Annotated in this window: 18 protein-coding genes; 8 read left to right on the forward strand and 10 right to left on the reverse strand. The window is 72.1% G+C overall.

Annotated elements, in window-relative coordinates; translation table 11 throughout:
• Positions 1 to 91: 91 nt before the first annotated feature.
• The 6 genes from ACXJKD_RS07785 to ACXJKD_RS07810 all read right to left on the reverse strand — a co-directional run bounded on the left by ACXJKD_RS07785 (position 92) and on the right by ACXJKD_RS07810 (position 9,906).
• Positions 92 to 1,288, reverse strand: a complete 1,197-nt coding sequence (locus ACXJKD_RS07785; RefSeq protein ID WP_457253895.1) for an XdhC family protein — start codon at positions 1,286 to 1,288, stop codon at positions 92 to 94.
• Positions 1,281 to 2,408, reverse strand: coding sequence for a vWA domain-containing protein (locus tag ACXJKD_RS07790; protein WP_457253896.1), 1,128 nt, complete (start codon positions 2,406 to 2,408; stop codon positions 1,281 to 1,283). Before ACXJKD_RS07790 ends, ACXJKD_RS07785 begins: the two co-directional genes overlap by 8 nt.
• The gene (locus ACXJKD_RS07795; protein ID WP_457253897.1) at positions 2,405 to 3,295 is read right to left on the reverse strand and encodes an AAA family ATPase; all 891 of its coding nucleotides are present in this window, start codon (positions 3,293 to 3,295) and stop codon (positions 2,405 to 2,407) included. Before ACXJKD_RS07795 ends, ACXJKD_RS07790 begins: the two co-directional genes overlap by 4 nt.
• A gap of 78 nt (positions 3,296 to 3,373) precedes the next feature.
• The gene (locus tag ACXJKD_RS07800) at positions 3,374 to 3,943 is read right to left on the reverse strand and encodes a nucleotidyltransferase family protein (RefSeq protein ID WP_457253898.1); all 570 of its coding nucleotides are present in this window, start codon (positions 3,941 to 3,943) and stop codon (positions 3,374 to 3,376) included.
• Positions 3,944 to 4,004: 61 nt separating this feature from the next.
• Positions 4,005 to 4,277 (reverse strand): hypothetical protein, encoded by a 273-nt coding sequence (locus ACXJKD_RS07805; protein WP_457253899.1) that lies wholly within the window; start codon positions 4,275 to 4,277, stop codon positions 4,005 to 4,007.
• A 103-nt stretch (positions 4,278 to 4,380) separates the two neighbouring features.
• Positions 4,381 to 9,906, reverse strand: a complete 5,526-nt coding sequence (locus tag ACXJKD_RS07810) for an ATP-binding protein (RefSeq protein ID WP_457253900.1) — start codon at positions 9,904 to 9,906, stop codon at positions 4,381 to 4,383.
• A 220-nt stretch (positions 9,907 to 10,126) separates the two neighbouring features.
• Here ACXJKD_RS07810 and paaA point away from each other — a divergent pair, with 220 nt between their 5' ends.
• Genes paaA through ACXJKD_RS07845 form a run of 7 tightly spaced genes read left to right on the forward strand, consistent with a single transcriptional unit; the run spans position 10,127 to position 16,242 of the window.
• Positions 10,127 to 11,125: a 1,2-phenylacetyl-CoA epoxidase subunit PaaA gene (paaA, locus tag ACXJKD_RS07815; RefSeq protein WP_457253901.1), complete on the forward strand. Its 999-nt coding sequence runs from the start codon at positions 10,127 to 10,129 to the stop codon at positions 11,123 to 11,125.
• Complete coding sequence (paaB, locus tag ACXJKD_RS07820) at positions 11,122 to 11,436, forward strand: 1,2-phenylacetyl-CoA epoxidase subunit PaaB (protein ID WP_457253902.1); 315 nt, start codon at positions 11,122 to 11,124, stop codon at positions 11,434 to 11,436. Before paaA ends, paaB begins: the two co-directional genes overlap by 4 nt.
• Before the next feature lie 10 nt (positions 11,437 to 11,446).
• The gene (paaC, locus tag ACXJKD_RS07825; RefSeq protein WP_457253903.1) at positions 11,447 to 12,454 is read left to right on the forward strand and encodes a 1,2-phenylacetyl-CoA epoxidase subunit PaaC; all 1,008 of its coding nucleotides are present in this window, start codon (positions 11,447 to 11,449) and stop codon (positions 12,452 to 12,454) included.
• A 2-nt stretch (positions 12,455 to 12,456) separates the two neighbouring features.
• Positions 12,457 to 13,029 carry a 1,2-phenylacetyl-CoA epoxidase subunit PaaD gene (gene paaD / locus ACXJKD_RS07830; RefSeq protein ID WP_457254172.1) on the forward strand — a complete coding sequence of 191 codons (573 nt, stop codon included), beginning with the start codon at positions 12,457 to 12,459 and terminating at the stop codon, positions 13,027 to 13,029.
• Entirely contained in the window at positions 13,030 to 14,124 is a 1,095-nt protein-coding gene (gene paaE, locus ACXJKD_RS07835; protein WP_457253904.1) for a 1,2-phenylacetyl-CoA epoxidase subunit PaaE, read from the forward strand. It abuts the gene before it with no gap.
• 26 nt (positions 14,125 to 14,150) lie between these two features.
• Positions 14,151 to 15,329 (forward strand): thiolase family protein, encoded by a 1,179-nt coding sequence (locus ACXJKD_RS07840; RefSeq protein ID WP_457253905.1) that lies wholly within the window; start codon positions 14,151 to 14,153, stop codon positions 15,327 to 15,329.
• 55 nt (positions 15,330 to 15,384) lie between these two features.
• Positions 15,385 to 16,242, forward strand: coding sequence for a 3-hydroxyacyl-CoA dehydrogenase family protein (locus ACXJKD_RS07845; protein WP_457253906.1), 858 nt, complete (start codon positions 15,385 to 15,387; stop codon positions 16,240 to 16,242).
• Here ACXJKD_RS07845 and ACXJKD_RS07850 read toward each other — a convergent pair.
• A complete protein-coding gene (locus tag ACXJKD_RS07850) occupies positions 16,230 to 16,865 on the reverse strand; it encodes a TetR/AcrR family transcriptional regulator (RefSeq protein WP_457253907.1) in 636 nt (211 codons plus the stop codon). The two genes, ACXJKD_RS07845 and ACXJKD_RS07850, sit on opposite strands and share 13 nt — an antisense overlap.
• A gap of 87 nt (positions 16,866 to 16,952) precedes the next feature.
• Here ACXJKD_RS07850 and ACXJKD_RS07855 point away from each other — a divergent pair, with 87 nt between their 5' ends.
• Positions 16,953 to 17,444 (forward strand): SRPBCC family protein, encoded by a 492-nt coding sequence (locus ACXJKD_RS07855; RefSeq protein WP_457253908.1) that lies wholly within the window; start codon positions 16,953 to 16,955, stop codon positions 17,442 to 17,444.
• On the opposite strand, the gene ACXJKD_RS07860 is transcribed toward ACXJKD_RS07855, so the two are convergent.
• The 3 genes from ACXJKD_RS07860 to ACXJKD_RS07870 form a co-directional block, all read right to left on the reverse strand.
• Positions 17,430 to 18,413 (reverse strand): NAD(P)H-binding protein, encoded by a 984-nt coding sequence (locus ACXJKD_RS07860; protein WP_457253909.1) that lies wholly within the window; start codon positions 18,411 to 18,413, stop codon positions 17,430 to 17,432. The two genes, ACXJKD_RS07855 and ACXJKD_RS07860, sit on opposite strands and share 15 nt — an antisense overlap.
• 56 nt (positions 18,414 to 18,469) lie before the next feature.
• Positions 18,470 to 18,883, reverse strand: coding sequence for a hypothetical protein (locus tag ACXJKD_RS07865; protein ID WP_457253910.1), 414 nt, complete (start codon positions 18,881 to 18,883; stop codon positions 18,470 to 18,472).
• Between the two features lie 179 nt (positions 18,884 to 19,062).
• A complete protein-coding gene (locus ACXJKD_RS07870; RefSeq protein ID WP_457253911.1) occupies positions 19,063 to 20,403 on the reverse strand; it encodes an Ig-like domain-containing protein in 1,341 nt (446 codons plus the stop codon).
• Positions 20,404 to 20,469 lie beyond the last annotated feature (66 nt).

A 20,469-nucleotide genomic window follows, 5' to 3' on the forward strand; every position in this document is an offset into this window, starting at 1 on the left:
ACAGGCTGGCTGGACAGGCTGGCTGGACAGACTGGCTGGGCAGACCCGGCCCCCTTCGGATACTTCTCCGTCCTCGGTGTGAGGACAACTGTCAATCCGGGTGGTTTCCGGTGGCCTCCTCGGGTCCGGACGTCGCGGCCACGAGGCCTGGCGCATGGTGGTGGATCGGGCCGTCGCGGTGACCGAGGCGCTCGCCACGGCCCCCCCACTGGAGGGCGATGATCTCCGCGGCGATGCTCACGGCGGTCTCCTCCGGTGTGCGGGCGCCGAGGTCCAGCCCGACCGGGCTCGACAGCCGCGCCAGCTCGGCCTCGGTGAGGCCCGCCTCGCGCAGCCGCGCCATCCGGTCGTCGTGGGTGCGGCGCGAGCCCATCGCGCCGACATAGGCCACCTCGGGCAGCCGCAGCGCCACCTCCAGGACCGGCACGTCGAACTTGGGGTCGTGGGTCAGCACACAGATGACCGTGCGCGAGTCGATCCGACCGGCGTCGCGCTCGGCCTCGAGGTAGCGGTGTGGCCACGTGACGACGACCTCGTCGGCCGAGGGGAAGCGGGAGCTGGTCGCGAAGACGGGTCGTGCGTCGCACACCGTCACGTGGAAGCCGAGGAAATGCGCCTGGTGGGCGACCGCAGCGGCGAAGTCGATGGCACCGAAGACGAGCATGCGCGGCTTGGGGGCGAACGACGAGACGAAGACCCGCATGCCCTCGCCGCGGCGCTCACCGTCCGGGCCGTAGGTCAAGGTCTCGGTGCGCCCCGAGGCGAGCATGCCGCGCGCATCGTCGGTGACGGCGTCGTCAGCCCGGGGCGAGCCGAGCGAGCCGGTCGACGCACCGGCGCTGCTGTCCTGCTCGGGTCGCACCACCAGCCGACGACCCAGCCAGCCCGGGTCGGGGTGCTCGATGACGGTGGCCACGGCGACCGGTCGCCCGGCCTCGATGTCCTCGGCCACCTCCACGAGCTCGGGGAAGGTCTGCTGGCTCACCGGCTCGACGAAGACGTCGAGGATGCCCCCACAGGTGAGGCCCACGGCATACGCGTCGTCGTCACTGACGCCGTAGCGCTGCAGGACCGGCACACCGTCGGACACGACGGACTGGGCGAGCTCGTAGACGGCTCCCTCGACGCAACCGCCGCTGACCGAGCCGACCGCCTCTCCCCCGGGACCGACGAGCATCGCCGCGCCGGCCGGCCTGGGCGCCGAGCGCCACGTGCCCACGACGGTGCCAACGCCCACCGTGGCGCCGGCCCGCCACCAGCGGAGCAGCTCGGGGAGCACCTCACGCACGGCCGACCACCTCCACCAGCTCCTCGAAGGCGGCCATCGAGTGACCCGCCACGAAGTCGTCAACGTGCGGCAGGGCCGCCACGATCCCCTGCTGCACCGGCTGGTAGCCGGGCTTGCCACGGTGCGGGTTGACCCAGACGACCCGGTGCGCCAGCGCCTGCAGGCGACGCATCTGCTCACCGAGCGCCTCGGGCTCGTCGCGCTCCCACCCGTCACTGAAGAGCACCACCACGGCACCACGGGCCATCCCCCGCCGACCCCACCTGTCGAGGAAGGCGCGCACCCCCTCGGCGAGCCGGGTGCCGCCCGACCAGTCGGGGACGCTCGCACCGCAGGCGACCAGAGCGCGTTCGGGGTCCCGCTGCCGCAGGGGCCGGGTCACGTGGGTCAGCCGGGTGCCGAGGGTGAAGACCTCGACCGGCAGGCCGGTGGCCGCGTAGGTGTGGGCCAGGCGCAGGAGGGCGTCGGCGTAGGCGCTCATCGACCCGGAGACGTCGACCAGCAGGACGACCCGGCGGGCGCGGGTGCCCTTGCGGCGCCAGGCGATCGGGCCGGGCTCACCCATCCTGCGCAGCTGCTCCCGCAGGGTCTTCCGGGCGTCGACCGCTCCGCGGCGGGAGGGGGTCTGGCGGTGCGCCGGCCGGCGTGGGGCCCGTGGGCGCAGAGCCGCGAACATCGCCGCGAGCCGGGCCCGCTCGGCGCTGCTGAGCGACGCGACGTCGCGGTGCCGGAGCACCTCGGCCGCACTCGCCTGGGCGCGGACCACGTCCTCGGGGGACTCCCCCTCGCCGGACGACCCCTGCCCGAGGTCGAGCGGGGCCTGGGCGACCGTGTGGGTCGAGTCGCGGCGCCGGCGGGTGCCGGCGCGCTCGAGACCGAACCACGCGGCATACACCTGGTCGTAGCGCTCGAGATCGGCCGGCGACGCGCAGAGCGTGGCCCGGCCGGCCCAGTAGGCCGCGGACTGGTCCTGGGCGCCGACGGCCTCCACGGCCTCGAGGTAGGTGCGCTCGCGGTCGGCCGTGACATTGACGCCGGCGGCCCGCAGGGCCCGCGCGAACCCGAGGAGGATCTCGTCCGCCGCGTGCGCCGGCACTGCCTTCGTCGTCTCGGGGGTCATCGGGTCAGGATCCGGTCGAGGGCGGCCCTGACGCGCTCCGCGTCCTCGCGGTACTTCACGGCGACGCCCAGGCTCGCGGCCGCCGTGTCGAGGTCGAGGTCGGTGGCGCCGAGCTCGTCGAGCGCGCGGGCCCAGTCGAGCGTCTCGGCTACACCGGGTGGCTTGATGAGGTCGTGCTCGTTGCGCAGGCGTTGCACCGTCGAGACGACTTGGGCAGCAAGGGATTCGGAGACGTGCGGCGCCCTGGACCGGACGATCTGGAGCTCGCGTTCGAGGCTGGGGTGGTCGATCCAGTGGTAGAGGCACCGGCGCTTGAGCGCGTCGTGGAGCTCGCGGGTGCGGTTGGAGGTCAGCACCACGATCGGAGGCGTCGCCGCCGTGACCGTGCCCAGCTCGGGGATGGTCACCTGCCAGGTCGAGAGCACCTCGAGCAGGAACGCCTCGAACTCGTCGTCGGCGCGGTCGATCTCGTCGACGAGCAGGACGACCGGCGACTCGCGCAGCGCCCGCAGCACCGGACGGGCGAGCAGGAAGCGCTGGTCGAACAGCTGGTCCTCCACGTCCGCGAGGTCCCGGCCGTCGGACGCCACCGCCTCCACGGCGCGCAGGTGCAGGATCTGCCGAGGGAAGTCCCAGTCGTAGAGGGCCTGGGTCGCGTCGATGCCCTCGTAGCACTGGAGCCGGATGAGGGGCAGGTCGAGGGCCGCGGCGATGGCTTCGGCGAGCGCGGTCTTGCCGGTGCCGGGCTCCCCTTCGAGCAACAGGGGCCGCTCCAGCCGGAGCGCGAGCCAGGCAACCGTGGCGAGGGCGTCGTCGGCGAGGTAACCCGTGTCGGCAAGCCCCTGCGTCAGTGCCCCCGCGGACGAGAACGTCTCGCGTGGCTCCATGTCCACAGCATCACTCATCGGGACGACTAATTGAAGGGGCAAGATCTCGGTGCGGCGTCGAACGGTTGTCCGTTGCGCTCAGAGGCCCGCGGGGGTGTCGACGTCGCGTCCCGTGGCAAGGTCACCGCACTCGACCACAACATGGTCGTGGGTGGCGAGGTAGTCGCGAGCGCCCCTGTCCCCGGCGGCGACCTCGATGACGCCTTGCCAGTGGTCGCGTCCCATGACGACTGGGTGCCCCGGCACGCCTTGGTATGCCGCGCGCGCCAGCACCGCGGGTCCGGCACCCGCCGCCGTCACCCGCTCCACGACGGCCGCGTCGACGTCGGGCAGGTCGACGAGCAGGATGCACGCGACCTCTGCGTCGGTGGACTGGAGCGCGCCAACACCGGCGCGCAGCGAGGCGCTCTGTCCCTGCGCCCAGTCCGGGGCCTCGACGACGAGGTCGGCTCCCGCCGCCCTCGCCAGCTCCTTGGCCCGCGACGACTCGGCGCCGACCACGACGATGACGGGCGAGCAGCCGCCGTCACGCAGCACCCGCACACCGCGCTCGACGAACGACCCACCGGCAGGGTCGTCGACCAGCGCCTTCGGGGTGCCCATGCGTCGGCCTCCCCCGGCGGCGAGGAGCAGCCCGGCTGGTTTCACCGGGACACCCTCCCACGCGCTGCCCGAGGCTGGGGATGAGGCGGGTCGGGGGACCGTCGGGTCAGGCGGGCGGCTCGGCCCGGTGCGCGTCCTCCACGTAGCGGTGGCCGTTGGACAGCGCCACGGACACGGCATCGAGCCAGCGCGGTGGCTGCTCGCCGATCCCTCTCGCGGCCAGCGCCGCCGTCAGGTCGGCGCGCAGGTCAGCGGGGTCGCGCCCCTCCGCGTCACGCCCGAGGCCGTCGATGACGTCCTGGATGACGGACTGGACGACCCGGTGGCGGTCGACATCGTCGTCGTCCATCTCCGCCAGGTTGCGGTCCTGCTCGCTCATGGTTCCTCCTCCGGTCGGGGTCTCGGTCGCCCTTGTCCTACCCGCACCGCCGTCAGCCATGCACCGCCGTCAGCCTGGCGCCGTCGTCAGCCTGGCGCCGCAGTCAGCTCCGGCGGGCCAGGCCGGCTTCGATGGCCGCGATGATCCTCGGCCGCAGCTCGTGCGGGTCGATCACGGCGTCGACCGAGCCGACGCTGACGGCCCGGTGGATGCTGTGCACGCTGTCGAACTCGGACGCGACCTCACCGAGCTTCTCGCTGCGCACTGCGGTGCGCAGGTCGGCCAGCTCGGTCGCGATCAGCGCCCGCTCGGCACCAGTGGCCTCGCCCAGGCGGGACTCGGCCTCCGTGACCCTCGGGTCGGCAGCGGTGCGCGCGTCGACGTCGCGGGAGAACACGACCGCGGCGGCCGGGGCGCCACCGATCACCGAGGCGAACGACCCCTCGACGGCGAGCACCGTCATCTCGGGGTTGAGGGCCTTGGAGAACACCACGAACGCGCCACCGTGGTAGCGGCTGACGACACAGAAGACGATCGGGCCGTTGAAGTTGACGATGGCCCGGCCGATCTCGGCGCCGTACTCGAGCTGCAGGCTGCGCATCGACTCCGGGGACCCGTCGAAGCCGGACAGGTTGGCCAGCACCACGAGGGGCCGGTTGCCACTGGCGGCGTTGATCGCGCGGGCGGCCTTCTTCGACGACCGCGGGAAGAGGGTGCCGGCCGTGTAGGTGTCCGGGCCGTCGGTGGGCGGGAACCCGCGCCGCGCGACGGTCTTCGACTCGATCCCGAGCAGGCAGACCGGGATGCCGCCGAGATGGGCGTCCTGGACCACCGCGGTCTCGGCGTCGGCCATGCCGGCCCAGCGCTCGAGGGTGGGGTGGTCCTGGTCGGCGACCGCCGCCATGAGGATGCGGATGTCGAACGCCTTCTTGCGGTCGGGGTTCGTGGCGGGCGAGAAGATGTCGCCGACTGTCGTGAACCCCGAGTCAGGGATGACGTGCGGGTATGCCGTGACGTCGCGGTCTGCGGCGTCCGTGGTCGTCGCGCGGCGCGGGCCGGGCTCACCCGGGTGGACGTAGGTGTGGTCGTAGTGCGCCATCAGCACGTCACGCGCGCCGGCGAGGTCGGGTGCCCAGTACTGCGCCTGCCCGTTCGGGCCCATCACGCGGTCGTAGCCCCCGATCCCGAAGTTGTCCTCGGCGGAGACGCCACCGGAGAAGTCCAGCGACTGCTTGCCGGTCAGCACCATCGCGCTGTCCGGTGTCATGACGAGGATTCCCTTGGTGTGCATGAGCATCGTGGCCTCGGCGTTCCAGTAGGGCTGGGCGCCGACGTTGATCCCTGCCACCACGATGTTGATCTCACCGCCGGACTGGGTGAACTCGATGATCCGCTTGAGGGCCTTCGCGACCCAGTCCATGTTCTCGGTGCCCGAGTCCATCGAGATCCGCGCACCGGCGGACAGCGCGAACCACTCGACCGGCACGTGCATCTTCTCGGCCAGGTCGAGGGCGGCGATGATCCGCGTGCACTCGGCCTCGGACACGGCACCGAGGGCCTTGAGCGGGTCGCCGCACAGAAGCACCCGCGTCATGCCCTCGGGGTAGCGCTCGGTGGGCGTCGTGATGAGCCCGGCGATGATCCCGGCCTTGTTGAGGCCGTAGGGACGGTCGACGGGAGCCAGTGTGCCCGTGTCGTCAAGGTCGTACTCGGTCGCGGTGCCACCCGGCCCGGCGATCATGGCCTGCAGCTCGTAGGGGTAGACGACGCCCCGACGCCGGGCCCGGACGACCTTCTGTGCGTAGTCGTCGAGCGGCTTCAGCCGGGTGGTCGGGGGCTCCTCCACCGACGTGACGACGCCGGAGCCGGGCTGGAAGTGGAACCGGGCGGCCAGGGGCGCGATGGCCCCGTCCGGCCCGGCGATCCGGCCCTGCACGAGCACCTCCTCGATGCCCGCGCCCGCGGTGAGCGGTGCGATCTTGGCCTGGAGGGCCGTCAGCTGGTCGAGGTCGGCCTCGATCGGGGGCCAGATGTGCACCCACACGTGGTTCATGTCGAGCCGGGCGCCCGCTGCTCCGCGCGCCGCGCGGGCCCGGCGGATGGCCTCGAGGCAGTTGGCGATGGCCCGCTCCGCGTGCGGCAGGGCGGTGACCCGGCCGCGCTCGTCGCGGACGACGACGAGCTGGCGCACCTGGGCGAGCGCCACGAGGCGCTGGTCCGCCTCGTTGCCGGGTGCGGTGCAGAGGTAGAGCAGCACGTCCTCGGGGGCGTCGAGACGGGTGACCTCGAAGTCGCGCAGCCGCCAGAGGTTGAGCCGCCGCCCGACCATGGGGTGCACACCTCGCACCAGCCGGTCCTCGACCATGCCGCCGGCCCCGTCCGGGCGGAAGGTGAAGTAGGCCACCGGCCGACCGCCGCCCGGGCAGACGGCGATCGCGACGCGACGGAGTCGGTGCGCAAACGGCATGGCGGCGAGCAGCTCGCCGAGCCGCGCCGAGGCGTCTTCGGGCGACGAGGGCTCGTCGGGCCAGGACAGGTAGAGGTCGACGACCCCTTCCGAGCCCTCTGTCGCCTCCTCGAGCTGACCCGAGACCGCCTGCTCGAGCTCACCGCCGGGGACGAGCTCGTCGACCCGGCCGACACTGGTCACGAGGTGCGTCGCGCGCCCGTCGAGCGTGTAGTCGGCCACCGCGAAGGGACGGGCACCGACCGCGAGCTCCCGCAGGCCGGTGAGGTCGTGCTCGCGGTAGTGCCGCTTGATGAGGACGGCGAGCATCGGCTCGCGCTGCGGCACACCGCCCTCGAGGCGTTCGGCGAGGAACTGCACGATCTGCTCGGGGATCGCGGCCAGCGCGTCGATGCGGCGGGCGCGGTCCTCGCCACCCGGCATACCCTCCAGGGCGGTGAGCTCGTCACTCACGCCACCGAGGACGCTCGCGCGGTCGGCGTCGACCAACGGCTGGTCGAACCAGCGGAACCGCACGCTCCGGGCGAGGTCGCCGACGACGGGGAAGCGCAGCTGGGTGGCGACCACGAGGCGGTCGAGGACCTCGCGGGCGGCGGCGTCCAGCGGCGGCTCGGGGCACGGCTCGACCATCCAGCGCTGCAGCAGGGAGGTGGCCAGCGCGACGTCGGGGGCCGAGCGCTGCTGCGACAGGAAGACCCGGAACACCGCCTGCTCGAGCTCCGGGGTGCGGTCGAGGCTGTCGAGGTCGTAGTGGCGCAGGACGTTGGCGAGCTTGCTGCGGAACTGCTCGGGCAGCGCGCCACGGTCGGGGTCGAGGCTCTGGAGGTAGGTGTGGAAGTGCTCGCGGGGGCTGTGCACCCGGTGCTCGACGTGGGCTTCCTCCCCCGCCGGACGGTTGCGGCTCAGCTCGGCGAAGTCGGCGAACACCTCGAGGACATCCACCTCGGCGCGGATCTGCGAGACGCCCTGGGCAGTCAGCTCGTCGCGGGCGGACAGGTAGCTCGTGAGGGTGCTGCCCTCGTCGCGCTGGTCGAGGTCGTAGCCGAGCAGCATCGCCGCGAGCGCGTCGCGAGCGTGGTCGGCCGTGGCGGCCGCTCCGTCACCCGACCGGGCGCCCTCGGGGAGGTCGAGGTCGATCGGCTCGTCGTCGACCCCCTCCGCCGCGGCTTCGTCGGCGTCGCCCACAGGCTCGAGCCGCACCAACGGGGTGCCGGTCTCGACCTGGCTGCCCGCGGAGACCAGCAGCTCCTTGACCCGACCGGCGAAGGGAGCCGGCAGGACGGTCTCCATCTTCATCGACTCGAGCACGAGGACCGGCGCGCCCGCGGCGACCTCCGCGCCGACCGCGACAGGGGTCGCGACGACGAGAGCCGGTGCGGGAGAACGCAGCACACCACCCTCGTCGCGGCTCACGCGGTGGGTCACCCCGTCGACCTCGACGAGCTGGATCGGCCCGTGGGTGGCCGTGATGAGTCGGTGCGTGCGGCCGGCGATGGTGATCCGGCTCGTGTACTCGTCGAGGCGGTCGAGGTCTGCGTCGACGGTCTGTTCGGTCGCCCCTGCGGCGATCAGCACGCGGAACCGGTGCGGCCCGATCCGCCACACCGTGACCTTGTATGCCGTGCCGCGGAGCTTGAGGTCGATGGCGCGACCGGTGCGGTGCTGCACCTGGGGTCGGCCGCCTCGGGAGGTCTCGAGCAGGCGGGTGCGCTCGAGCGCCTCCTCGTCCTCGTAGCCCTCGATGCCTGCCGCGACGAGCGCCACACCCGAGTGGCGGTGGGACACCAGTCGACCCTCGGCGCGGACGCGGTCGATCCAGCCGGTGTCGGCGCTGCCGTCGATGACCTCGGGCTGGTCGAGCAGGTCGAGGATGAAGCTCTTGTTGGTGGCCCCACCCTCGATCACCACGGTCGTCTCGCCCATCGCGCGGCGCAGGCGGGCCAGCGCCTCGTCGCGGTCGCGCCCGACGGCGATGATCTTGGCGATCATCGAGTCGAAGTCGGCGGGGATCGAGTCGCCCTCGCCCACGCCGGTGTCGACCCGGATCCCGGGACCAGACGGCAGGTTGAGGAGGCTGATGCGTCCGGGCGACGGCGCGAAGTCGCGGTCGGGGTCCTCGGCGTTGAGCCGTGCCTCGACGGCGTGCCCCTCCTCGGTGGGCCGCTCCCCCTCGAGGCGACCGCCGCCGGCCACGTGGATCTGCAGCTTGACCAGGTCGGTGTCGGTGGTGACCTCGGTGATGGGGTGCTCGACCTGGAGGCGGGTGTTGACCTCCAGGAACGCGAAGAACTTCTCGCCCGGGTGGTAGAGGAACTCGACGGTGCCGGCACCGGCATACCCGACCGCGACGGCGAGCCGCTCGGCACTGGCCTTGACCTCGGCCACCTGCTCCGGCGCGAGGACGGGTGAGGCGGACTCCTCGATGACCTTCTGGTTGCGCCGCTGGATGGAGCAGTCGCGCACGCCGATGGCCCACGCCGTGCCCTGTCCGTCAGCGATGACCTGCACCTCGACGTGCCGGGCACCGGTCACCAGCCGCTCGAGGAAGACGACACCGGAGCCGAAGGCACGCTGCGCCTCGTCACGGGTGCGCTCGTAGGCGTCGGTGAGGTCGGCGTCGCTGGCGACCATGCGGATGCCGCGGCCACCGCCGCCGGCGGTCGCCTTCAGCATCAGCGGGTAGCCGATGCGCGCCGCCGCGGTCTTGGCGTCCTCGAGGGTGTCGACGCCGCCACCGCTCCACGGCGCCACGGGGACCCCGACCTCCTCGGCGATGATCTTGGACCCGATCTTGTCGCCCAGCTTGCGCATGGCCTCGGGGCTGGGGCCGATGAAGGTGACCCCGATCCGGGCGCAGACCTCGGCGAAGTTCGGGTCCTCGGCGACGAACCCCCAACCGACCCAGGCGGCGTCCGCACCCGTCTCGCGCAGGGCCTTCTCGAGCACGGCGTAGTCGAGGTAGGGACGGTTCGCCGCCGGACCCAGGTTGTACGCGTGGTCGGCCTCGCGGACGAACATGGCCCGCTTCTCGCCCTCGGTGTGCAGCGCGACGGTCTCGATGCGGTGCCCGTCCGCCCCCGCCTGCGCGTTGAGGTCGCGCACCGCATGGATGAGCCGCATGGCGGCCTCGCCGCGATTGACGATGGCGATGCGCGAGAACATCCGGTGGGCCTCCCAGCGACGACGGACAGCGGAACGCTGCCGAGCCTGCCACCGATCACGGGTGACTCGCGAGTAATGCCACCCCCGACTGGCGCCGCAGGCGCTCGTCCGCGACGCGGCATACCGTGGATGGCACCTGCGTGCTTGCCAACATCCGACGGCACCTGCGACACTATTACAGACCGTTCGGTCAGTTAATCACCTCACCGCGGAGGGTTGCATGACGGACACCACCACGGCCCCGCCCGGGACCGACGAGGGCGACCTGCTGGCCGGGTTCGAGGCCACCATCGCCCGCAACGACCGCATCGAACCCCGCGACTGGATGCCCGACGGCTACCGCAAGACGCTGGTGCGCCAGGTCGCCCAGCACGCGCACTCCGAGATCATCGGCATGCAGCCGGAGGGCAACTGGATCGGGCGGGCCCCGTCGCTGCGCCGCAAGGCGATCCTGCTGGCCAAGGTGCAGGACGAAGCCGGCCACGGGCTCTACCTCTACTCCGCGTGCGAGACCCTCGGGGTCAGCCGCGGCCAGCTCACCGAGATGCTCATCGAGGGCCGCCAGAAGTACTCCTCGATCTTCAACTACCCGACCCTCTCCTACACCGACGTCGGCACCATCGGCTGGCTCGTCGACGGAGCGGCGATCTGCAACCAGGTGCCGTTGTGCCGCACCTCGTTCGGGCCCTACGGCCGCGCGATGATCCGCATCTGCAAGGAGGAGTCCTTCCACCAGCGGCAGGGCTACGAGCTGCTGATGACGATGATGCGGGGCACCGACGAGCAGCGCGCGATGGTGCAGGAGTCGGTCAACCGGTTCTGGTGGCCGGCGCTGATGATGTTCGGCCCGCCCGACGACGAGTCCCCGAACTCGGCCCAGTCGATGGCGTGGGGCATCAAGCGCAACACCAACGACGACCTGCGCCAGCGGTTCGTCGACATGTCCGTGCCCCAGGCCGAGGCACTCGGCGTCACGTTCCCCGACCCCGACCTGCGGTGGAACGAGGAGCGCCAGGCGCACGACTTCGGCCAGCCCGACTGGGACGAGTTCATGCAGGTCGTCAAGGGCAACGGTCCGTGCAACACCCAGCGCATCGCGCACCGCCGTGCCGCGCACGAGGACGGCGCGTGGGTGCGCGAGGCCGCGACCGCGTATGCCGCGCAGCAGCTGTCGTTGGAGGCCTCGCCCTCCGACGTCGACGGGAAGGGCACCGCATGAGCGACCAGACATCACCCGATGAGCGGGTGCGCGCCGAGTGGCCGCTCTACGAGGTGTTCGTCCGCGGCAAGCGCGGGCTCAACCACGTGCACGTCGGTTCGCTGCACGCCGCGGATGACGACATGGCGCTGCGCCATGCCCGCGACGTCTACACCCGCCGCAACGAGGGCGTCAGCATCTGGGTGGTGCAGTCCAAGGACATCGCGGCGTCGAGCCCGGACGAGAAGGACCCGATGTTCGCCCCGAGCGGGGACAAGGTCTACCGGCACCCCACGTTCTACGAGATCCCCGACAACGTCCCCCACATGTGAGCTGCTGACCATGCCTGAATCACCGCAGCCCGACGGGCTCGACGCGATCCAGTCGGTCGCCGACGACGTCGCCCACCAGCCGTCGCACCCTGCCCCCGACCCCAACGACGCCCACGGCTCCGTCTATGACGGGCTTCTGGGTGGCGACCCCTCGCACTGGGCCTTCGGCACGGACTTCGAGGACCCGCTGGCCGGCGTCGACACGACGATCCCCGACGGGGTCGACGCGAGCGACCTCGGCACCTACTGCCTGATGCTGGCCGACGACGCCCTGGTGGCGTCGCAACGGCTCTCGGAGTGGACCAGCCGCGCGCCCGACCTCGAGGACGACATCGCGCTGTCCAACATCGCGCTCGACCTCCTCGGCCAGGCCCGGCTGCTGCTCGCCCGAGCCGCGGCGGCCGACCCGTCGCTGGTCCCGGCGCTGCCCGAGGGCTCCCCGGTGCCGCCCGAGGACGCCCTCGCGTTCTTCCGCGGTGACGGCGACTTCCGCAACGTGCGGCTCGTCGAGCTCGACAACGGCGACTTCGCGGTGACCATCGTCAAGCTGCTGCTCTTCTCCAGCGCACGGATCGCGGTCTTCGAGAAGCTCGTCGACAGCCGCGACCACGTGCTCTCCGCCGTGGCCGCCAAGGGCGTCAAGGAGCTGACCTACCACCGCGACTACGCAGGGCGCTGGTTCCTCACCCTGGCTCGTGGCACCGACGAGTCGCGGCGTCGCATCGAGGCCGCCCTGGCGAAGGTCTGGCCGCTCCAGGCCGAGCAGTTCGCGACCCACGAGGTCGAGGCCCGCGTCGCCCGGGCCGGGGTCGGGGTCGACCCCGCGACGGTCGCCGACGCGGTCGCGGTCGTCCTCGCCCAGGTCTTCGCCCTCAGTGGTGTGGAGCAGCCGACGGTCGCACCGATGGCCGCAGTCCAGGGTCGCCAGGGTCGCGACGGCATGCACACCGAGGCGCTCAGCCGGATCCTCGGCGAGCTGCAGGTCGTGGCCCGCGCGCACCCGATGGGTCAGTGGTGACCATGGCCCCGGCGACCCAGACCTCCCGCCGGTGCGAGGTGGACCCGCCGGGTTCGCCCGGCGTGGCCACCTCGCACGGGGAGCTGCGCGAGCGGGCGTGTGCCGTGGCTCGGCGCGTCACCGACCCGGAGATGCCGATGCTCACGCTCGAGGACCTCGGCGTCCTGCGCGAGGTGGCAGTCGGACCGTCGGGGTCCGTCACCGTGACGATCACGCCGACCTACTCCGGCTGCCCCGCCATGGCAACGATGCGCGACGACCTCGTGCGCACCCTCGGCGAGGTAGGCCTGCAGGCCACCGTCCGGGTCAGCCTCAGCCCGGCCTGGTCGAGCGACTGGATCACTGACGCGGGTCGGGCCGCACTGCGCGCGCACGGGCTGTCCGCGCCCGGACCGGCACCACGCCGCGCCGGTCCGGTACCCCTCGCCCTCCATCCGCGGCGTCGCGAGATCGACTGTCCCCGTTGTGGTTCGAGTGATGTCGAGCTCACGTCCGAGTTCGGGGCGACGTCGTGCAAGGCCCTCTACCGCTGCACGAGCTGCCTCGAGCCGTTCGAGCACGTCAAGGAGATCTGAGTGTCAACCGGCTCGCTGCTGCTCCCGAAGACGACCCGGACCGCCCCGGTCTTCCACACGCTCACCGTGCACTCGGTCGAGCAGCTGACTGACGACGCCGTCGCGGTGAGCTTCGACGTCCCGGCCGAGCTCGCCGCGGCATACGACTTCGCTGCGGGACAGTCACTGACGCTCCGGCGGCGCATCGACGGCCAGGAGCACCGCCGCACGTACTCGATCTGCGCCGCGGTCGGTGAGCGACCGCGCATCGGCGTCCGCGAGATCCCGGACGGTCTCTTCTCGCACTGGCTGGTCCACGACGTCACGCCGGGCACGGAGATCGAGGTGCAGACGCCGTCAGGCAGCTTCCGCGCCGATCCCGCGACCGGTGGTCGGCACCTGTGCGTCGCGGCCGGCTCGGGCATCACGCCGATGCTGTCCATCGCCACCACGATGCTCAGCAACCCCGACGCCGAGGTGACGCTGATCTACGGCAACCGCACCACGGGGTCGGTGATGTTCGCCGAGGAGCTGGCCGACCTCAAGAACCGCCACGGGTCGCGCCTGCAGCTGATCCACGTGCTGTCGCGGGAGCCCCGCGACGTAGAGCTCTTCTCCGGACGGATCGACGCCGAGCGACTGCGTCGGCTGCTCGACCTGCTCGTGCCCGTGCAGGACGTCGACGACGTGTGGCTGTGCGGGCCGTTCGCCATGATCGGCGCAGCCCGTGAGGTGCTGGCGGAGGTCGGGGTGGCCGAGGAGCGCATCCACTTCGAGCTCTTCTACGTCGACGAGCCGCCGCCGGAGCTGCACCGCGCCGACGCTGTGGTCGAGGGCGAGACCAGCGACGTCACCGTCGTGCTCGACGGGTCGAGCTCCACCGCCCCCATGCCGCGCGGCCAGTCGATCCTCGACGCAGCGCAGGCGACGCGCACCGACCTGCCGTTCGCCTGCAAGGGCGGGGTCTGCGGCACCTGCCGAGCCCTCGTCCGCGACGGCGAGGTCGACATGCGCCGCAACTACGCGCTCGAGAAGGGTGAGGTCGAGCAGGGCTTCGTCCTCACCTGTCAGTCCTACCCCGTCAGCGACACCGTCACAGTCGACTTCGACGCCTGACCTTCCCCGAGATCGAGGAGACGAACGTGACCGAGGCCTTCATCGTCGACGGTGTCCGCACCCCCATCGGCCGGTATGCCGGTGGGCTGGCTTCGGTGCGCCCCGACGACCTCGCCGCGCTCGTCGTGCGCGAGGTGGTGGCCCGGTCCGGCATCGACCCCGAGCTGGTCGACGAGGTGGTCCTCGGCGCGGCCAACCAGGCCGGCGAGGACAACCGCAACGTCGCCCGGATGGCCCTGCTGCTGGCCGGGCTCCCCCAGTCGGTGCCCGGCTTCACCGTGAACCGGCTCTGCGCCTCAGGCCTGACCGCCATCGCCACCGCTCGCCAGATGATCGCGGCCGGCGACGCCGATGTCGTGATCGCCGGTGGGGTCGAGTCCATGACGCGCGCCCCGTGGGTGACCGAGAAGCCGACCAAGGCGTTCGCCCGACCGGGGGCGACCTTCGACACCTCGATCGGGTGGCGGTTCGCGAACCCACGGTTCGACGCCGACACCACACTGACCATGCCGCAGACCGCGGAACGCGTTGCGCAGCACTGGCACCTGACGCGCGACGAGCTCGACGCCTTCGCCCTGCGCTCGCACGAACGCGCCCTCGACGCGATCAAGAACGGCCGGTTCGAGGCGGAGACGGTCGCCGTGCCGCTGCGGGACGGCGAGTTCGCGGTCGACGAGGGGCCGCGCGCGGACACCAGCCTCGAACGCCTGGCCGCGCTGCGACCCCTGCACGGACCCGACGGGGTCATCACGGCCGGCAACTCCAGCGCCCTCAACGACGGCGCGGCCGCCGTCGTCGTCGCGAGCGAACGGTTCATCGAGGCGCACGGCCTCACCCCGCGGGCCCGGGTCGTCGCGGCCGCCAGCGCCGGCGTGGCCCCGGAGGTCATGGGGATCGGCCCCGTCCCTGCGACGCGCAAGGCCCTGGCCCGGGTCGGGTGGAGCGTCGACGACCTCGACGCCGTGGAGCTCAACGAGGCCTTCGCGTCCCAGTCGATCGCCTGCATCCGCGACCTGGGGCTCGACCCCGACCTCGTCAACGCCGACGGCGGCGCGATCGCCCTCGGCCACCCCCTCGGGTGCTCCGGCACCCGCATCGTCGTGACCCTCCTCGGACGGCTCGAGCGGGCTGGTGCGCACCGCGGTCTCGCGACGATGTGCGTCGGGGTCGGCCAGGGCAGCGCCCTGCTCCTCGAACGCCCTTGACCCGCAACCGTTTCCAGCCATTCACGCTCTTCCGGATTTCCAGAACGGAGCATCCATGACCGACTCCACTGCCCTGCCCGAGCGCGTCCTCGTCTACGGAGGAGGGCGGATGGGCGCCGGCATCGCGCACGCCTTTGTCGCGGCCGGGTCTTCGGTCCGGGTCATCGAGACCGACACATCGTCCGCGCGAGCCGCAGTCGAGCGGGTGGGAAGCAGCCTGCGCAAGGCAGTCGACAAGGGAGCGCTGACCGAGGACCTCGAGGTCGTCCTGCAACGCGTCACGGTGAGCACTGGACCGTACCCTGACTACGGGGACGTCGAGCTGGCCATCGAGGCCGTCCCGGAGGACCTCGAGCTCAAGCAGTCGGTGTTCCAGCGGCTCGAGCAGGCGCTGCCACACGCCGTGCTGGCCACCAACACCAGCTCGCTGTCGATCGACGCCATCGCCTCCGGGCTGAGCGCCCCCGAACGGTTCATCGGTCTGCACTTCTTCAACCCGGTGCCCACCAGCGACCTCGTCGAGATCGTGCTGGGCACGCAGACGTCCGCGGGCCTCGCCGAGGACGCCCGTGGCTGGGTCTCCGCCCTGGGCAAGACCGCCATCGTCGTCAAGGACTCCCCAGGGTTCGCGAGCAGTCGCTTGGGCGTGGCCATCGCCCTGGAGGCGATGCGCATGGTGCAGGAGGGCGTCGCGTCCGCGGCGGACATCGACACCGCGATGACCCTCGGCTACCGCCACCCGGTGGGACCACTGCGCACCACCGACATCGTGGGCCTCGACGTCCGCCTCGCCATCGCGGAGCACCTCGCGCGCGAGCTGGGTCCGCGGTTCGAACCGCCGCAGCTGTTGCGCGACAAGGTGGCCGCCGGCGAGCTGGGTCGCAAGACCGGACGGGGTTTCTACGACTGGTGAGGCCGGTCCAGCGCCAACCCGTCGAAGACGATGGTCGTGATCGCCTCGGAGAGCTGCTCGCCGTCGACCCCACCACCGGCGCGGTGCCACTCGACGAGTGAGTTGACCATGCCGAAGAGCAACCGGCTCACCAGGGCCGGGGGCACGTCGGTGCGCAGCGACCCCTCGTCGATGGCCTCCTTGACGAGCGCGGCGAGCCGCGCGTCGATGTCGCGACGTCGCCGCAGGGCGGCTCGCTCCACCTCGCTGTTGCCGCGCACCCGCAGGAGCAGCGTGACCGCCGGCTGGTGCTCGACCAGCACCTCGACGCTGCGGTGCACCGCCTGCCGCAGCCGTTCGTATGCCGTGTGGCCGGCAGCGTCGTGGCTCGCCTCCTCGATGACGCGGGTGAGCCCGTCGAGGGCCTCGTCGAGGGCCAGCGAGAGCAGGTGGGTCTTGCTCGGCACGTGGTGGTAGATCGCCGACTTGCTGAACCCGAGCTCCCGGGCCAGGTCACCCATGCTCGTGCCGTCGTACCCCTGCTCGTTGAAGAGCTCGATGGCCCTGCGCAGCACGGTCTCCTGGTCGTACCCCGGACGCCCGCGCCGCGGTGAACCCGAGGTCGCAGGTGCTGGTTCGCTCACGTCGGCCAGACTCTCACAGCGATCCCCGGTGGGGCGCTGTCCAGGGGGCGCCGCGCGGGCTGGTCGGCCATGGACGAGACTCGAGCCATGACGATCTTCTCGGCAGCCAAGCGCTCAACCGCCGTGGTGCCGCACCCCCGCGACTCGGTCTGGGATGTCCTGAGTGACGCGACGCTGGTCGGCAAGCTGACCCCGATGGTGCGGTCGATCGAGGACCACGGCAGCACCTGGCTCTGGAAGCTCGCACCGATCGAGGTGCTCGGCAAGAGCATCGGGCTCTCGTTCACCGAGCGCATGGAGTTCACGCCCAAGGAGCGGATCGTCTACACCCACGCGCCGAAGGGTGACGAGCGCGCCGGGGTCGAGGGCATCTACCAGCTGGCCGACAGCGGCGCCGGGACCCGCCTGACGATCGAGCTCGGGGTCGACGTCGACCTGCCGTTCCCGCGGCTCGCCAAGCCCGCGGTCCAGGCCTCGATGCAGGCTGTCATCGCGGCCATGGGAGTCGGGTTCGCGCGCAACCTCGAACGCGAGCTGGCTCGTCGCGAGCGCAGCCAGCAGAGGTCAGGGAGCCACTGATCCGGTCCAGGCTGCGTCGGAGCTGAGCGGGCCGATGACGTCGCGCTCGGAGTCCGGGACCGACGCGTCCGGGACGGCGAGCGCCCGGTCGAGCGCCTCGGCGACCGGCGTGAGGGCATGGCCCGGCGGCATCAGCTGGACCACGAAGTCCTGTCGGCCGCACACCATGTCGTGGTGCAGGCTCTCGACCAGCGACTGCACGGTGGAGGCCGGTGCGCGGGTGAGCGCGGGGGCGAGACGCGACACCAGGGCGGTCGGCAGGCCCGGCACGCTCACCTGCACCCTGCGCAGCCCGGCGCGGTCCGCGTAGAGCCGCAGCAACGCGGCATAGGGCATCCGCTCCCCGCTGCCGAGGTCGAAGTGCCGGCTCACGGCTGGGGCGGTCAGGGCGCCGACCAGCGCGGTGACCACGTCCGTGATGGCGACCGGCTCGACCCGGCTGTCCATCCAGCGGGGCAGCACCTGGACGGGCAGCCGCTCGCTCAGCTGGCGCATGATCTCGAACGAGGTCGACCCGCTGCCCACCACCATCGCCGCGCGCAGGGCCAGGGTCGGGATGCCGGAGTCGGTGAGCACCTGTTCGACCTCGAGCCGCGACCTCAGGTGGGCAGACAGGTCGTCGTCCGGGACGTCAGGGACCAGACCGCCGAGGTAGACGATGCGGCCCAGGCCGGCCCGGACCGCGGCGTGGGCGGCGTTGTAGGCGCCCTCGCGGTCGCTGGTCGCGAAGTCGTCACCACCGAGTCCGTGGACGAGGTAGTAGAGCGCCTCGGCGCCGGTCACGGCCAACCGCGCCGTGGGGCGGTCGAGGACGTCGACCTCGACCACGTCGACCTGCTCGGCCCACCAGAACCGCCCGGCCGACGCCGCTCTGGTGAAGGTGGCCGTCACGTCGTGGCCGGCCGCGAGCAGGGCCGGCACCAGGCGACTTCCGACGTAGCCACCCGCGCCCATGACGACGACTCGCACCAACGACTCCCGGGGTTCGGCCGTGGCCGCTGGCAGCACCCACGAATGGGTCGAACCTACCTCGCGGGTTCGGCGGCCTCCTCGTGGGCCGGGGGCGCCGGGACCTGCGCCGCGGCGGCGGGCGACCACACGACGGACCGCAGGGCGAGCATGCGCGCCTGCGTGACCTTGCCCCGCACGGCAGCCACCTCCTCCGGACCGGCCGGCCCGACCCTCTCGGTGTGCCGCCAGCCCGGGCCGCTGACCGTCACGCTGAGCGTCACCCCGAGAGCCACGGTGTCGGGTGCGCCAGCGCCGGGCAGGGCACGCCGCCAGCCGCGACCCCGAGGCGCGGTCTCCTCCCTGATGGCCCAGGTGACGGCATTCACCGGGGCACTGCCGGCCGGGGTCAGCACGGTGCGATGGCTCGCCGAGATCTCACCGATCGCGAGGACGAGCCGTTCCGTCCCCTGACCTCGAGGTGTGTCCATGGTCGTGCCTTCTTCCGGGGCGGGGCCGGGTCGTCGCCCAGCCGTGGTCGGGGCGCCAACCCGGCGCCTGCCGTCAAGGAGTCCGCGGGCCCGTTCCCATGACGCGCGACCGGGTGGCGCGCCACCCGGTCGCCGGCTCGTCGGTCGCGTCCGACGCGGTCGAGCCGGTCCGCGCCCACCTAGTGCCGTCGACGGCGGCGTGCGAGTCCGGAGAGGACAGCGCCCGACCCGAGCAGCAGGGAGCCGACCGCCACCAGCTCGAGGACATCGATGCCGGTGAACGCGAGCGACGAGTCGTCCGGGGTGACCAGCGCTCCCGCGGCACCGCCCCCACCGGTGGTCACGACGTCGTGGTCGGTGCTGGCGGGCGACGTGATCGTGCCGGACGCCGTGGCCGTTGTGCTCGACGCCGTCGTCGCGGTGGTCGAGGTCGCGGTGGTCGAGCCCGTCGTCGTCGTGGTCGCGGTGGTCGAGCCCGTCGTCGTCGTGGTCGCGGTGGTCGAGCTCGTCGTCGTCGTGGTCGCCGATCCGGTGCCATCGCCTCCGGCGTCGCTGCGGCGGACCTCGTCGTGGACCGGAGTGTCCTGACCGTTCACGCTGACCACGGCCCCGTTGGTGTAGGTCGTGGCCGTGGGGTCCACCACGGTGGCCAGCACCCGGAGCTCGGTGTACTCCCCGGCAGGGACCTGGGACCAGGTGACGGAAACCCCTTGCGGGGTGCAGGAGATCTTCGGCACGTAGGTGCCGTCGTCGCGGGGGTCGGTCACGTCTCCTGCGGCGTCGAGGACGGTGCCGATGGTCACGGCGACGGTGGCGCAGTCGAGAGCCAGACCGGGGCCGGGCGTGTCCGCGATGGTGACGTCACTGCTGTCGGAGGTGGTGGCCGGGGCCCGGACCGCCGACCGGGTCGTGGTCTGGGCAGCGTCGCTCCACCACATGTACTTGCTCGGCACGGTGCGGTCCTCGGTGCAGGGCCCGGCACACGGTCCCACGGTGGGGAGGTCGACCCTGACGACCTCGTCGCCCACCTGGAAGTCCAGGTCGACGGTCTCGTCGGTCGTCTCCGCGACGTACTGGGTCGAGAAGTGACAGCTGCCGTGGACGTCGACGTGGGTGAGCACGTAGTCGGTCAGCGTGAACACGACGTGGCCGCTGGCGTCGGCATGGGCCGAGGCCACGGGGAGCCCGTCCCGCCCGGCGAGGACGAAGTCCGTCGCGCCGAACCACCGCAGCTCCGATGGCAGGTCGAGGCTGAAGGTGTCACCGGGCGCCGAGCCGTCGGGCACGGCCCAGGTGCAGGCGAAGTCCACCGTGTCCCACTGCGCCGTGCCGGTCGCCGTGGTCGTGATGGAGGTGATGGCCCCGTCGATGGTGGCGGCCCGTGCCGTCCGGGCACTCAGCAGGGTCGCACAGGCCAGGACCACAGCGCACGCGGCCAGTGCCGCGAGCCACCTGGTGGCCTGCAGACGTCGTACGAGAGTGGCCCCTCGGGCCTGGTGTCCAGCGTGAAAGTTCGTCATGTCCCACCCCAAAAGCATCGGTCGTCGAATGGCACGCTCGCGCGGCCCCTTTTGATGCGAGACGCG

The sequence above is a fragment of the Pedococcus sp. P5_B7 genome, from assembly GCF_054049895.1.